We start from the raw sequence: 15,172 nt of genomic DNA, 5'->3' as shown, positions 1-15,172 counted from the left end.
ATGTTCCATTACCACGTCATGCAGGCGGCATTAAAAATCCCACCCGCCAGTGCCGCTGCCCCCATAAATAACCCGGCGGCAGTATTGCTGTTAATTATTTTGTCGCTCAGTTTCGGCATATAGAGACGCACACCGCCGTAAACAAGTAACTGCACCACCAGCGCAATAACACCCCAGATTAAATAATCCGGAATACTCACCGAGTTAATCGCCGCACTGGAAAGCGGAATAATATAGCCCAGCAGAGAACCACTAAACGCTAACGATGCGGCGACATTATTCTCTTTAATTAATCGCCATTCATCGTGCGGGGTAATGCGCGTATAAACGAAAAGAAAACAGAGCACCATCGCAATGCCAATAAAAAAATAAGAGCAAAACGCCAGCAGCGATCCGAGAATATGCATGTCTAATCCCATAATTAACCAATGACCTTTAATGATGTCAGCGGAATATCCACGCCCAGCGCGCGCGAGTAGATCCACTCCGGCTGGTTTTGCGCATTAAAGGTCTCTTCGCCGTTTAACAGCAAATATTCGAACACGTCAGCGGTGACTTCGCGCTGGTACGCCATCATAAAGTTGTGCACTTCCCAGCTTGCGCCAGCGTGGTTGTTGACGGTTTCCAGCGTATAGACCGGTTCGATATCGCCCCGCTCTTCCGCGTTAAACACGCGCTGCCACTGGCAATCCCGCCAGCGGAGCACGGGTTTGCCCATCGCGTTTGCGCTCAGCATATCGCGCCAGGCTTTTTCGCCGGAAACCCCCGCGCTCTCTTCATACACAAACAGTTTGATGTCATCGATATTGTGCGTTTCCAGACCGCCCGAGGTGCTGATTTGCAGGAACTCATCGCCCGTTGTGTAGTAGCGATGAATCATGCATCCGGCGCCGAGATCGAACGACCCGCACGCGCCAATGGTGTACTCTTCGCCGGGAAGTTGAACCAGCAAATCCTCTTCGCACAGGCGAAACAGCAGCGTATCAATGGTGAAACCCGCGTGCAGATGCAACCCAAGCGGACCTCTTACCGGGGCCGCCGCATCAGGCCGCCCCAGCAGGTTTTTCAGAAAAGAGAGCATCACGGTTTCTGTTGCTGTTGCAGACGCGCCAGCACATCCTGCGCCGAAGTTTTATCGCTGCCACCAATACCGGCCTGCGCCAGTTTTTCGTCGAGATCGCGTCCGTCAGCCACTTTTTCAAGCTGCGTTGCCGCATCCAGTCGGGCCTGGCGTTCAGCCTGACGCGCCTGCAGGCGTTTCAGGGACTCTGCCGCCGTGGCCACGTTGTTGGACGCGCCCACGGTGGAGGTAGTGACAGCCTGTTGCGCGCGCTGCATCGCATCGGTGGCTTTAATCACTTCCAGTTGCTGCTCAAACTGCTCAATACGTTGCGCCGTGGCGGTTACCGCTTTTTCAACGGCATCGCGCGACGTTTCAAGATTTGCCAGCACTTGTTCTTCCGCCGCAATGGTATTTTCCAGACGGGCGATTTCGCTGGCGACTTCATTCAGCAAACCGGCATCCACATTTTTCGCCATCGCTTCCAGCGCGCGGGCTTCAAGGCTGGCTTTGCGCTCACGCAAATCGTTGAGTTTATCGTTGCTCAACTTAACGCGCGCCAGCAGGTCGACGCGGGATTTACCCGCTTTATCCAGCTCAGCGCGCGCGTCGCGAATGTGTTGCTCCAGCATGCGCACGCCCTGCGTCTCTTCAATCGACTCTTCCGCCTGAGCAATAAAGGATTTACCCAGCGTAAACAGGCTTTTTAAAATTCCCATACAACCACTCCCTGACAATGTTATTGGGTAAAATCATCGGTTAGTTCAGCAAGATCCAGCGCGTTTTGCGCAAGCGTGGAGATTTCCAGCAGGATATCGTCGAGCGAGGAGTTAAGCGACAGCGCGCCGAAGGCGACATAATACTCTTCCCCGCCGACAGGCGAGATGCCAACAGACGATAAAGGTAAAAGTTTTTGATTGCGCAGCAGGAAGGCGTTAAAAGCGTCCTGTTGTTTAATTTCACTTAAAGGACAAATATAGGTTTCAATAATTATCTGCCGGGAAGTGAGCAACAGATTTAATTGCAAATCGCCGTAGTCATCCAGTTTAATAATTAACGCATCAGCTTCGTGTTGGATATTTAACGTAAGCGGCGATGATTGCAATAATGCCGCGCCAAGTGTCTCTACAGTCCATGCCATCATTTATACCCTGATTATTCCATCGCAATAAAAGTAAAAAGAGAAAATATCTGCCGGCAAATTCTACCAGTGTTCTGGGCAAAAAAAACCACCCGAATAAGGGTGGTTTTACCGTGCGCTGGAAGTTTAAAGCGCGCGCTGGCGCACCGCTTCAAACAAGCAGATGCCGGTGGCGACCGAGACGTTGAGCGACGACACGCTGCCCGCCATCGGAATGCTGATCAGCTCATCACAGTGCTCACGCGTCAGGCGGCGCATACCTTCACCTTCCGCGCCCATGACCAGCGCCATGCGCCCGGTCATTTTGCTCTGGAACAGGGTGTGATCGGCTTCGCCCGCTGTGCCGACAATCCAGATATTCTCTTCCTGCAACAGGCGCATGGTGCGCGCCAGGTTGGTCACGCGGATCAACGGTACGCTCTCTGCCGCGCCGCAGGCGACTTTTTTCGCCGTGGCATTCAGCTGCGCGGATTTGTCCTTCGGCACAATCACCGCATGCACACCCGCCGCGTCTGCGCTACGCAAACAGGCCCCCAGGTTGTGCGGATCGGTGACGCCATCGAGGATCAAAAAGAAGGGTTGCCCGAGGCTGGCGATCAGATCCGGCAGATCGTTTTCCTGGTACTGACGCCCCGGTTTCACGCGTGCAATGATCCCCTGGTGCACCGCGCCTTCGCTTTTTTCATCCAGATACTGGCGGTTCGCCACCTGGATCACCACGCCCTGCGCTTCCAGCGCGTGGATCAGCGGCAGCAGACGTTTGTCCTCGCGGCCTTTCAGAATAAACACTTCCTGAAAACGCTCCGGGGCGCGCTCCAGCAGGGCCTGCACCGCATGGATGCCGTAAATCATTTCACTCATTGATGGTACTCATTTGGGGCGGTTTCGCCGCGTTATGTGGGCCGTGACACTCATCACTTGCGCTCATTATAACCGACACGCGCCGCAGAAAGTACCTCCGCGGGCTCAGTTGCCGCTTTGCCGAACGTGGTATGGAGTGCGGAATTTCGCTGCACCGTAATGTTTCGCCCGCGCAAAGGGAATGGTTTCGCTTTTGCCCGGTAATTGTTGAACACGTTTCCGGGAAACCACGAAAGGTTGAGTGGCGATGTGATGCATCACTTCAGTTAATGACGCAGCGGTGCAAATGCCGGGGGACGAATGAGATAAAACAGGCTGGCAGATAATCGTACTGAGCTAATGCGGCGATTTTCCAGGGCTGTTTTATACGCGCACCAATATCGGTGTAAACCGCTCAGAAAACATAACAACCCGTGGAGTATTGAATAAGTGACGCAGAAAAAAGCCCTTCACGGGAAGGGCTTTGCTGGTATTACTGGGCAGCTTTCTTTTTCGCCGCGCGTTTCGCTTTGGTCGCGGCGGCGATTTTCTGCGTTTTCGCCGACGGTTTTTTGGCTTTTTTCGCTTTGCCTTTTCCACCTTCACCACGGAAGGCGCTGTCTGGCTCGAAATTCACTTTTTTACCCATCTGGCGACGCGGCGGCTTTTTCGCAGAGCCGTTTTTGCCTGCCGAACCTTTTTTCGCTCTTTCACGCTCGGTTTTCCCCACGTTACGCGGGCTGCGCTCACTGGAGATCAGCGAGAAGTCGATCTTGCGCTCATCCATATTGACCGCTTCGACTTTCACCTGCACCCGATCGCCGAGGCGATACGTCTGTCCGCCGGATTCGCCAATCAGGCGCTGACCGATCTGATCGAAGCGGTAGTAGTCGTTGTCCAGCGAAGAGACATGCACCAGCCCATCAATAAACAGATCGTCGAGCCGCACGAAGAAACCAAAGCCGGTAACGCTGGCGATAACGCCCGGGAAGGTGTTGCCGACCTGATCCTGCATAAAGTCGCATTTCAGCCAGTCCGAAACATCACGAGTGGCTTCATCGGCGCGGCGTTCGGTCATCGAACAGTGCTGACCCAGTTGCAGCACCTCTTCCATGCTGTAGTGCCAGCCGCCAGTTTCGGTGCTGTTGCCCTTCAGCCCCTGCTCTTTCGCCAGTAAATATTTAATGGCGCGGTGCAGTGATAAATCCGGGTAGCGGCGAATCGGTGAAGTGAAGTGCGCATAAGATTGCAGCGCCAGGCCGAAGTGACCGCGGTTTTCCGGATCGTAGATCGCCTGTTTCATCGAGCGCAGCAGCATGGTTTGCAGCATTTCGTGATCCGGGCGATCGGCAATCGATTCCAGCAGCTCAGCGTAATCGCGCGGCTCCGGTTTATTGCCGCCCGGTAGCTCCAGACCCAGCTCGGCAAGCACGGAGCGGAACGCGGTGATCGCATCGTTGGTCGGTTTATCGTGAATACGGAACAGCGCCGGCTCGTCGGCTTTCTCCACAAAACGTGCTGCGGAGATGTTGGCGAGGATCATGCACTCTTCAATCAGTTTGTGCGCATCGTTACGCTGAGTCTGCTCAATACGCTCAATGCGGCGCTCGGCGTTGAAGATAAACTTCGCTTCTTCGCTCTCAAACGAGATGCCGCCGCGCTCAGCGCGCGCCTGATCGAGCACTTTATACAGGTTATGCAGCTCTTCGATGTGTTTCACCAGCGGCGCGTACTGCTCACGCAGTTCCTGATCGCCTTGCAGCATATGCCACACTTTGGTGTAGGTCAGACGTGCGTGGGAGCTCATCACCGCTTCGTAGAATTTAAAGCCGGTTAAGCGCCCTTTTGAGGAGACGGTCATTTCACAGACCATGCACAGGCGATCCACTTGCGGGTTCAGCGAGCACAGACCGTTTGACAGCACTTCCGGCAGCATCGGCACTACTTGCGATGGAAAGTAAACCGATGTACCACGGTTACGGGCTTCGTTATCAAGCGCGGTGCCGTGACGCACGTAATAGCTCACATCGGCAATCGCCACCCACAAGCGCCAGCCACCGCCGCGTTTTTTCTCGCAGTAAACGGCATCGTCGAAGTCGCGGGCATCTTCGCCATCAATGGTCACCAGCGGCAGATCGCGTAAATCTACACGCCCGACTTTGGCCTCTTCCGGTACTTGCTCTTTCAGCCCGGCGACCTGTTTTTCCACTTCCGGCGGCCACTGGTACGGAATTTCATGGGTGCGCAGCGCCATGTCGACGGCCATGCCGGTACCCATGTTGTCGCCGAGCACTTCGACAATTTTACCAATCGCTTTCGTGCGGCGGGTTGGACGCTGCGTCAGCTCAACGACCACCACAAAGCCCATGCGCGCGCCCATAATCTCTTCAGGCGGGATAAGAATGTCGAAACTCATGCGGCTATCATCCGGCACGACAAAACCGACACCTGCGTCGGTAAAGTAGCGGCCAACGATCTGCCCGGTTTTCGGCACCAGCACGCGTACGATACGCGCTTCGCGGCGGCCTTTACGATCCGCGCCCAGCGGCTGCGCCAGCACCTGATCGCCGTGAATACACATTTTCATCTGCTCGCTGGAGAGATAAAGGTCGTCTTTGCGGCCTTCAACACGCAGAAAACCATAGCCGTCGCGGTGACCAATCACCACGCCTTTGAGCAGATCGAGACGTTCCGGTAAGGCGTAGCACTGACGGCGGGTAAAGACTAATTGCCCGTCGCGCTCCATAGCGCGCAGACGGCGGCGCAGCGCTTCTTGTTGCTCTTCACCTTCGATATTGAGTTCGATGGCCAGTTCATCCCGGCTGGCTGGTTTTTCGCGTTTGGCTAAGTGATCGAGGATGAATTCGCGGCTGGGAATGGGGTTGGTATATTTTTCAGATTCGCGTTCGAGGAAAGGATCTTGTGACATTGCGGTTCCTCCGTTGTCAGCTCTGGTGGAAATTTTCGTCATTCCACCAGCAATAATTTGTAAAGCGGTTGATTCTCTTCAACCAAATCGGCCAGCGTGTAGTTATCCAGCTCCTTAAGAAAACTTTGCACAGCTTTGGCAAGCGCCTTTTTCAGGCGACAGGCACTGGTAATATGGCAAAACTCGCTGCTGCAATTGACCAGCGCCAGCGGCTCCAGCGAGCGGACAACATCACCAATACGAATATCCTGCGCGGGTTTCCCCAGCCGGATCCCACCGTTTTTCCCACGGACGGCCGCGACGTAGCCTTCACGGCTCAGCTGATTGATTATCTTGACCATATGATTACGGGACACGCCATACGTTTCTGTAACTTCAGTAATGCTGGTCATTTGTCCTGCCGGCAGCGACGCCATGTAAATCAGGGCGCGCAAACCGTAATCGGTAAAGCTTGTTAACTGCACATCAACCTCATAAAAGGGAAAAAGATGAGATACCCGCAGGTATTGACACTATTGATGATAAACCAGCCACCTGTCAGGTCGCTAATTTATTTGAACGGAAGGGTGAAAAAAGCGAAGAAAAAGGGCGCGATTTACGCGCCCTTAAACCACATTATGCGTCGAACGGATCGCGCAGAATCATGGTTTCAGTACGATCCGGACCGGTGGAGATAATGTCGATCGGCACGCCGGTAAGTTCTTCAATGCGTTTGATGTAATTCAGCGCAGCCTGCGGCAGACCACTGCGATCTTTGACACCAAAGGTCGATTCAGACCAGCCAGGCATGGTTTCGTAAATCGGCTCGATACCTTCCCAGTTGTCAGCCGCCAGCGGCGTAGTGGTGACTTCGCGGCCATCCGGCATGCGGTAAGCGACGCAGATTTTCACCTCTTTCAGACCATCCAGCACGTCCAGCTTGGTCAGGCAGAAGCCAGACAGGGAGTTGATCTGCACTGCGCGACGTACAGCAACCGCGTCCAGCCAGCCGGTACGACGACGGCGACCCGTAGTGGCGCCATATTCGTTACCCTGCTTGCAGAGGAACTCACCGATATCGTCGAACAGCTCGGTCGGGAACGGACCCGCGCCTACACGCGTGGAGTAAGCTTTAATGATGCCGAGCACGTAATCCACGTAACGCGGGCCAAGGCCGGAACCCGTCGCTACACCACCAGCGGTGGTATTGGAGGAGGTCACGTACGGATAGGTGCCGTGATCGATATCCAGCAACGTCCCCTGCGCGCCTTCGAACATCACGAAGTCGCCGCGTTTACGCGCCTGATCCAGCAGATCGGAAACGTCCACCACCATTGCGGTCAGGATGTCGGCAATTGCCATCACATCGTCCAGCACTTTCTGGTAGTCAACCGCTTCCACTTTGTAGAAATTCACCAGCTGGAAGTTGTGATACTCCATCACTTCTTTCAGTTTGTCGGCGAAAGTGGCTTTATCGAACAGATCGCCAACGCGCAGACCGCGACGAGCGACTTTATCTTCGTACGCCGGGCCGATACCGCGACCGGTAGTACCGATAGCTTTCGCGCCGCGCGCTTTTTCACGCGCCACGTCCAGCGCCACATGATAATCAAGGATTAACGGACATGCTTCAGAGAGCAGCAGACGTTCGCGAACCGGGATACCACGGTCTTCCAGTTCTTTCATCTCTTTCATCAGCGCAGCGGGAGACAGCACAACGCCGTTACCGATGATGCTGGTGACGTTTTCGCGAAGAATGCCTGATGGAATAAGATGGAGGACGGTTTTTTCACCGTTGATTACGAGAGTATGGCCTGCGTTGTGACCGCCCTGGTAGCGTACAACATATTTAGCCCGTTCAGTCAGAAGATCAACAATCTTCCCTTTACCTTCGTCACCCCATTGGGTGCCCAGTACGACGACGTTGTTACCCATTTTTTCAAAATCACCGTTTGCTTAAAAATGGATTCTACCACCGCTTTTTTTCAGATTCAGCACTTTTTCTGTGCAAAAATGCCCAAAGAACGCCTCAATTTCGTCAGCCAATCGTTTTCCTCAACATGTAGTAGATAACCACACCCGCGACCACAAGCCCACCGCCAAATCGACGCAAAAGATGGTCCGGCAACAGACTCAGAGAAGCAATCATACGCCGCCATGCTCGCGGATAAAGCATCGGCCCAAGCCCTTCCAGTACCAACACCAGCGCCAGAGCGAGCCAGATTGTCGAATTCATTGCTGATCCTTATAAACACAAAACCACCGCCGGAGAAGGCGGTGGTTTTTACGATGAAAATCGCAGGTTATCTTAACGAGTCGCGGAAGTCGGCGTCTTCATATAACGGAAGAAATCGCTATCCGGGCTAAGCACCATCACATCCTGGTTGCTCTGGAAGCTGCTTTCATAGGCACGCAGGCTACGGATAAAGGCATAGAAGTCCGGATCCTGACTGAACGCATCAGCAAACAGCTTCGCCGCTTCTGCATCACCCTCACCGCGCAGGATACGCCCCTGACGCTCAGATTCTGCCAGCGTTTTGGTCACTTCGTAATCCGCTGCGGCACGCAGTTTTTCCGCTTCTTCCTGACCCTGTGAACGATGACGACGGGCAACCGCTTCACGCTCGGCGCGCATACGGTTGTAAATCGCATCCGACACTTCAGTCGGCAGGTTGATTTGCTTAATACGCACATCAACCACTTCAATACCTAACGCCGCCATACTGTTCGGGTTGATAACCGGTACTTTGCCATTGGTTTCAGCCTGAACGCGCTCAGCCGCTTTCGCGATGGCATCATCGGCAGCAGGCGTCGACACTTCGTCTTCTGTACCGGCAGAACCCGAGTTCAGCGCATCGCGCACTTCGAGCGTCAAACGGCCACGAGAATCGGTAACGATGTCTTTCACGTCCAGACGACCGATTTCAGAACGCAGACGGTCAGAGAACTTACGTTTCAGCAGCACCTCTGCCTGGGAGACGTCACCGCCGCCGGTCGCCAGATAGTAACGGCTGAAATCGCTGATACGCCACTTGATGTAGGAGTCGACGATCAGATCTTTTTTCTCTTTGGTCACAAAGCGATCTGCCTGGTTATCCATGGTCTGGATACGTGCATCAAGCAGCTTAACCGACTCAATAAACGGCAGTTTGAAATGCAGGCCCGGCGCATAAACCAACGGCTTGTTTTCATCATCACGCAGCACTTTACCAAAGCGCAGCGAGATACCACGCTCGCCTTCTTTCACTACAAAGATAGAGGTGTAGAGCACTACCAGCACGATGATGATGATCGCGATAACTGACTTACGCATCGTTATTCCCCCTGACGCTGGTAGTCGTTACGCTGCGCGTTAACGCGGCGTTGGTCCATGATATCTCCCGCAGACGTTGCGGGGGCGCTGTTGGCGCTGCTACTGGAGCTTGACGCTGGCGGCAGACGCAGCAAGTTGTTCGCGCCACTGTTGTCACTCTTTGCTGCAGGAGCGGCGTTACCCCCTTTCAGCATCTGATCCAGCGGCAGCACCATCAGGTTGCCGCCTTTATCGTTAACCAGCACTTTACGGGTATGGCTCAGCACTTTTTCCATGGTTTCGATATACAGACGCTCGCGCGTAATTTCCGGCGCGGCTTTATATTCCGGCAGGATCTTAGCAAAGCGCGCCACTTCACCCTGTGCTTCCAGGATGGTTTGCGTTTTATACGCGCGCGCCTCTTCGAGGATACGCTGCGCCTGACCGTTCGCACGCGGCTGAACTTCGTTGGTGTAAGCTTCGGCTTCACGGATGTACTGCTGCTCGTTTTCACGGGCGGCAATGGCATCATCAAACGCGGCTTTCACCTCTTCCGGCGGACGAGCGGCCTGGAAGTTAACGTCCAGCAGGGTAATCCCCATGTTATACGGGCGAATGGTTTCTTCCAGTTCGCGCTGGGTATCGCTACGAATAACGGTACGGCCTTCGGTCAGAATACGATCCATGGTGTATTTACCGATGACGCCACGCAGCGCGCTGTCCGTTGCCTGACGCAGGCTGTCATCGGCGCTGGTAACGCTAAACAGATAGCGCTCAGGATCGGTAATGCGATACTGCACGTTCATTTCAACGCGCACGACGTTTTCATCAGACGTCAGCATCACGCCAGATGCCGCCAGTTCACGCACGGATTCCACGTTTACTGGCGTCACTTCATCGATAAAGTTCGGTTTCCAGTTCAAACCCGGTTCAACCAAATGGCTGAACTTGCCCAAACGGGTCACAACGCCACGTTCGGCTTCTTTAATGGTGTAGAACCCGGTTGCAGCCCAGATAATAACGACCGCTGCGGCAACGATACCCACAATACGCCCGCTCGCCTGACCGCGTGGGCCAGAAGAACCCGGATTACCGCCGCCGGTGCTTTTACCACCGCCCAGGCCACCGAGTTTTTTACTCAGTTTACGGAAAATATCATCCAGATCAGGTGGTCCCTGATCGCGACCGCCTTTGTTTCCATTTCCCTCAGAGTTGCCGCCTGGTTTGCTGCTTCCCCACGGGTCGCGGTCTTGTCCGTTGTTACCGGGCTGATTCCACGCCATGTATGTGCTCCATATTTATTTGCGGTGTATACCCGGCCTTTGGCGGGCACCCCCAAAGGGGAAAAATCTTCAGGCTGCCGGTCAAACGACGTACTCTTCGAGTGCCGGTTCTTGTTTACAGAGTCGACGCCAGTCGACGATCGGCATACGCACCTGCATACCTACGCTGCCATCGTCTTCCATCCACTCTTTTTCTATTGCCTGAAGCTGGTGAAACCGACTTCTCAGACGCCCTTCCTGCGGCGGTAATCGCAGCGTGTGCTGCGCCACTTCACCCGCAAGACGCTCAGTCAAAGCCTGGAATAACAGTGGTACGCCAACCCCTGTCTGCGCGGAGAGCCAGACACGGATCGGTTTGTTCTCTTCATCCCGGTCAATACGCGGTTCGAAATCGTCCAGCATATCGATTTTGTTCATCACCAGCAGCGTCGGGATATCGTGTGCCTCAATCTCTTCCAGCACGGTGTTCACTGCATCGATGTTTTCCTGTACTCGCACATCGGCGGCGTCAATCACATGCAGTAACAACGTCGCCTGGCGTGTCTCCTGCAAGGTTGCTTTAAACGCGGCAACCAAATCGTGCGGCAAGTGGCGAATAAACCCTACCGTGTCTGCCAGCACCGTTTCACCGACATCCGCGACATCAATACGACGCAACGTCGGATCGAGGGTGGCGAATAGCTGATCGGCCGCATAGACCTGCGCTTCCGTTATCTGATTAAACAGCGTGGATTTACCGGCGTTGGTATACCCCACCAGCGAGACCGTTGGAATATCGGCTTTCGTGCGGGAACGACGCCCCTGTTCACGCTGCTTTTCAACCTTTTCAAGGCGCGAGAGGATCTGAGTAATGCGATTACGCAACAAACGACGGTCGGTTTCGAGCTGGGTTTCACCCGGACCGCGCAAACCAATGCCGCCCTTTTGTCGTTCAAGGTGGGTCCAGCCACGCACAAGGCGTGTCGCCAGATGGCGCAACTGTGCCAGCTCAACTTGCAATTTCCCCTCATGCGTACGCGCACGCTGGGCAAAAATATCTAATATCAGACCGGTGCGATCGATGACTCGACATTCGCACAGTCTCTCCAGGTTACGTTCCTGGGCTGGGGTTAGCGCATGATCAAAGAGCACAACAGAAGCGCCCGCAGATTTTACGGCATCCGCAATTTCAACTGCTTTACCTTCACCAACAAAATATTTTGGATGCGGTGCTTTACGGCTACCGGTAATCACCTGCATTGCTTCGACACCGGCGGAAGAGACCAGAGATTCAAACTCCTGGAGGTCTTCCATATCTTTGTCTTGCGAAAAATAGATGTGTACCAGTACCGCCTGCTCACCGGCGTCATAACGGTCAAACAAGCGTAAACCCTCATAAAATACCAGCGGGGAACACAGCTTTACTGGCTCCCCGATCTGGAAAATCAGCCGTCAACCTTATTCGGTCTCTTCGCCTTCCTGCTGTGCAGAGCCCTGCGCGTTGCTACCGTGATGGTAGTTACTGCTGGTACCGCCGCCGGCATTGTTGCTGTGATGAGAAACCGGACGAGATGGAACAACAGTTGAAATCGCGTGCTTATAGACCATCTGACTGACCGTGTTTTTCAACAGGATCACGAACTGATCGAAAGACTCAATTTGCCCTTGCAGCTTAATACCATTCACCAAATAAATTGAAACTGGAACACGTTCCCGACGCAGTGCGTTCAGGAACGGATCTTGTAAAGATTGCCCCTTAGCCATTCTATCTTTTCCTTATATGCTTGTTTTGTACTTAGAACTCGTAAGTTCTGAAAACTGCGTAAAAATTTGCGCGCCATACGACTTAATTGTACACATTCACCCTGCGATAGCACTAACAACCTGTAGCACGTCACGGTAAGACTTTTCCGGCTTTTCACTCTCTAACCAGTGAACGCCATCCCAGCCCCGCAACCAGGTTATCTGCCGCTTGGCTAACTGCCTCGTCGCGCAAATACCTCGATAAACCATTTCATCGTATGAAATTTCGCCTTCAATGTATGACCACATCTGGCGGTATCCCACACAACGAACGGAAGGCATATCCGTATGCAAATCACCACGAGCAAAAAGCGCCCGCACTTCTGCTTCAAAACCTGAAGCCAACATCTGATGAAAACGCTGCTCGATTCGTTGATGGAGCAGTTCACGGCTCGCCGGGGCGATGGCGAACTGATGCACCTGGTAAGGCAGAGCGTCTCCTGACGTTTGCGTCAGATCCGTTAAAGTTTTACCCGAAATGAAAAAAACTTCCAGTGCCCGGGAAAGCCTTTGCGGATCATTTGGATGAATCCGCGCTGCTGCAACGGGATCGATCTCCCGCAACTGCTGATGCAACGCTTCCCATCCACGCTCTGCCGCCTGTTTTTCTATGTCTGCTCGCACTTGCGCGTCTGCCGACGGAAGAGGCGATAACCCTTCCAGCAACGCCTTAAAGTAGAGCATCGTACCGCCCACCAGCAGAGGAATTCGCCCTGCATCGGTTATCTCTTTCATCTCCGCCAGCGCATCGCGGCGAAAATCAGCGGCGGAATAGGCTACCGCCGGATCGAGAATATCCAACAACCGGTGCGGCGCAGCCTGTAACTCTTCCGCGCTCGGCTTGGCGGTACCAATATCCATTCCCCGATAGATAAGGGCTGAATCTACGCTTATCAACTCTACTGGCAAAACTTTACGAAGCTCAATGGCTAATGCGGTTTTGCCGGAGGCCGTGGGCCCCATCAAAAAAATAGCCTTCGGCAGGCCAGCCTTACTCACTTCACTCATTTTTCAGGGCGTTCATCGCCTTTTCTAAATCAACAGGTTGTAATAAACCATCCGGCGGGGTCTTCACCAGATGCGGACAAAGCCGTTCAACGTCGGCAAGCAGGGTTATCGCCTGCGCCACACTCCATTGTGGATGCTCACTCGCCAGCTGGCGCGCCAGCCAGTGAGCAATATTCACCGCATCAATGCTTGTCTGCTGCGCCAGGTAGCCTATCAGAGCGGGAATCAAGATTTGTAAATTTTGTTGGCGCAAGGGTAAAGGCACTGCGCGAATGGTCACGTGTTGTCCATCGGGAATAAATTCGATGCCCATTTCCGCAAGCACTGCCTGGGCACGCTTCAATACGGCGCTCTCTTGCGCAGAGATTTTTAAACGCACCGGAATCAATAACGGTTGACCGCAGGCAGGCGCGTGGTCTGGCGACAGTTGTGCATGGCGCAGCCAGCGTTCAGCAACCGGCAGCGCCAGTAGTGCCAGTTTTCCGTCCCGCTCAAGTAGCGCAAAATGCGGCGCAATAAGCGTTAATACGCGACCAAAACTCTGGCTGTGCCCGTCAAGTGCCGGAGCGACAGGCGCCGCGTTTTCATTTTTACGTTCGACAACCGGGGTTTCCAGCAATTGCCGATAGAGCGCCCCCTGCTGTTTCTGATAACCCGGCTGAGCGTTAGGCCACGGTTGAGCACCTGCGGTATTGCTACGCGCTCCCCCAGAAGAAGGAGTGGAAACACGCGGTGCTGGCGGCTCGCGAGCGATCAGCGGTTCAGCAAACTGGTTACGCCCTGCCGCGACCCGGTTTTCCGGCAGCGCTCTTGGCGCGGGTTCTTCAGAAAGCGGTAACGGTGTTTCTATCTGCTGTTGCAGCACACTTAACACGCCCTGGTAGATAAAATCATGTACCAGGCGCGACTGATGAAAGCGCACTTCATGTTTTGCCGGATGGACATTCACATCCACTTGATGCGGATCGATTTCCAGATAAAGCACAAACGCAGGCTGCTGATCCGCGCCCAGCTTATCTTCACATGCCTGGCGAATGGCGTGGTTTATCAGCCGGTCGCGCATCATGCGGCCATTTACATAGCAATACTGGATTTCAGCGAAAGCGCTGGAGGTACTTTTGGGATCGGCCACCCAGCCGCGCAGGGCTAGGTCACCATGCTGCCATTCAATGGCCAGCGCCTGCTCTAAAAATGCCGTGCCGCAAATCGCGCCAAGGCGGCGCTCTTTCTGCCCCCCTTCAGCAACCGCGCGGTACTGACGCACCAGTTTACCGTTGTGATTGAGGTTAATGGTGACATCAAAACGCGCCAGTGCGATACGGCGGATCACTTCATCGATATGGCCGAACTCGGTTTTTTCCGTGCGCATAAATTTGCGCCGCGCCGGCGTGTTGTAAAACAGATCCAGCACTTCGAGCGTCGTGCCCACCGGGTGCGCAGCGGGTTTCACCGTCACCGCCATCTCGCGCCCTTCGGCGTAAGCCTGCCAGGCTTCTTGCTGTTCGGCTGTACGGGAAGTCAACGTTAAACGGGAAACCGAGCTGATACTCGCCAGCGCTTCGCCGCGAAAACCAAGACTGATAATCGCTTCCAGGTCATCCAGAGAGGCAATTTTACTGGTGGCATGACGTGCCAGCGCCAGCGCCAGCTCCTCTTTTTTAATGCCGACACCGTTATCACGGATACGAATTAACTTCGCGCCGCCGCGCTCGATATCAATATCAATACGCGTTGCGCCAGCATCAAGGCTGTTTTCCACTAACTCTTTCACCACCGACGCAGGGCGTTCAACCACTTCGCCCGCGGCGATCTGGTTCGCAAGCTGTGGCGGTAGAACCTGTATCGGCATGAAATAAAT

At 54.2% G+C, this 15,172-nt stretch carries 15 protein-coding genes; all 15 read right to left on the bottom strand.

Going from position 1 to position 15,172, the window contains the following annotated elements; all coding sequences use genetic code 11:
* Window positions 1-8: 8 nt before the first annotated feature.
* Entirely contained in the window at window positions 9-407 is a 399-nt protein-coding gene (locus tag H650_RS16455; protein WP_020456240.1) for a DUF350 domain-containing protein, read from the bottom strand.
* Between the two features lie 14 nt (window positions 408-421).
* Window positions 422-1,081, bottom strand: a complete 660-nt coding sequence (locus tag H650_RS16450; protein ID WP_020456239.1) for a DUF2491 family protein — start codon at window positions 1,079-1,081, stop codon at window positions 422-424.
* Window positions 1,081-1,779, bottom strand: coding sequence for a PspA/IM30 family protein (locus H650_RS16445; RefSeq protein ID WP_020456238.1), 699 nt, complete (start codon window positions 1,777-1,779; stop codon window positions 1,081-1,083). The genes H650_RS16450 and H650_RS16445 overlap by 1 nt, the downstream gene beginning before the upstream one ends.
* Window positions 1,780-1,799: 20 nt before the next feature.
* Complete coding sequence (locus tag H650_RS16440; RefSeq protein WP_020456237.1) at window positions 1,800-2,201, bottom strand: YjfI family protein; 402 nt, start codon at window positions 2,199-2,201, stop codon at window positions 1,800-1,802.
* A gap of 126 nt (window positions 2,202-2,327) precedes the next feature.
* Window positions 2,328-3,062, bottom strand: coding sequence for a 23S rRNA (guanosine(2251)-2'-O)-methyltransferase RlmB (gene rlmB, locus H650_RS16435; RefSeq protein ID WP_020456236.1), 735 nt, complete (start codon window positions 3,060-3,062; stop codon window positions 2,328-2,330).
* A 472-nt stretch (window positions 3,063-3,534) separates the two neighbouring features.
* Window positions 3,535-5,970, bottom strand: a complete 2,436-nt coding sequence (gene rnr, locus H650_RS16430) for a ribonuclease R (RefSeq protein ID WP_020456235.1) — start codon at window positions 5,968-5,970, stop codon at window positions 3,535-3,537.
* Between the two features lie 38 nt (window positions 5,971-6,008).
* A complete protein-coding gene (gene nsrR / locus H650_RS16425) occupies window positions 6,009-6,434 on the bottom strand; it encodes a nitric oxide-sensing transcriptional repressor NsrR (RefSeq protein ID WP_020456234.1) in 426 nt (141 codons plus the stop codon).
* A gap of 151 nt (window positions 6,435-6,585) precedes the next feature.
* Window positions 6,586-7,884: an adenylosuccinate synthase gene (purA, locus tag H650_RS16420; protein ID WP_017459166.1), complete on the bottom strand. Its 1,299-nt coding sequence runs from the start codon at window positions 7,882-7,884 to the stop codon at window positions 6,586-6,588.
* A 103-nt stretch (window positions 7,885-7,987) separates the two neighbouring features.
* Window positions 7,988-8,185 (bottom strand): DUF2065 domain-containing protein, encoded by a 198-nt coding sequence (locus tag H650_RS16415; protein ID WP_017459167.1) that lies wholly within the window; start codon window positions 8,183-8,185, stop codon window positions 7,988-7,990.
* A gap of 72 nt (window positions 8,186-8,257) precedes the next feature.
* Entirely contained in the window at window positions 8,258-9,262 is a 1,005-nt protein-coding gene (gene hflC, locus H650_RS16410) for a protease modulator HflC (protein ID WP_020456232.1), read from the bottom strand.
* A 2-nt stretch (window positions 9,263-9,264) separates the two neighbouring features.
* A complete protein-coding gene (gene hflK, locus H650_RS16405) occupies window positions 9,265-10,524 on the bottom strand; it encodes an FtsH protease activity modulator HflK (protein WP_020456231.1) in 1,260 nt (419 codons plus the stop codon).
* Between the two features lie 81 nt (window positions 10,525-10,605).
* A complete protein-coding gene (gene hflX / locus H650_RS16400) occupies window positions 10,606-11,886 on the bottom strand; it encodes a ribosome rescue GTPase HflX (RefSeq protein WP_020456230.1) in 1,281 nt (426 codons plus the stop codon).
* Window positions 11,887-11,961: 75 nt separating this feature from the next.
* Window positions 11,962-12,267, bottom strand: coding sequence for an RNA chaperone Hfq (gene hfq / locus H650_RS16395; protein WP_017459171.1), 306 nt, complete (start codon window positions 12,265-12,267; stop codon window positions 11,962-11,964).
* A 96-nt stretch (window positions 12,268-12,363) separates the two neighbouring features.
* Window positions 12,364-13,314: a tRNA (adenosine(37)-N6)-dimethylallyltransferase MiaA gene (miaA, locus tag H650_RS16390; RefSeq protein WP_020456229.1), complete on the bottom strand. Its 951-nt coding sequence runs from the start codon at window positions 13,312-13,314 to the stop codon at window positions 12,364-12,366.
* Window positions 13,307-15,163 carry a DNA mismatch repair endonuclease MutL gene (gene mutL, locus H650_RS16385; protein ID WP_020456228.1) on the bottom strand — a complete coding sequence of 619 codons (1,857 nt, stop codon included), beginning with the start codon at window positions 15,161-15,163 and terminating at the stop codon, window positions 13,307-13,309. The genes miaA and mutL overlap by 8 nt, the downstream gene beginning before the upstream one ends.
* Window positions 15,164-15,172: the final 9 nt, after the last annotated feature.

Origin of the sequence: Enterobacter sp. R4-368 (genome assembly GCF_000410515.1) — a bacterium.
In the GTDB taxonomy this organism is placed as follows: Bacteria; Pseudomonadota; Gammaproteobacteria; order Enterobacterales; family Enterobacteriaceae; genus Kosakonia.
This window is presented reverse-complemented; position numbering and strand designations above follow the sequence as displayed.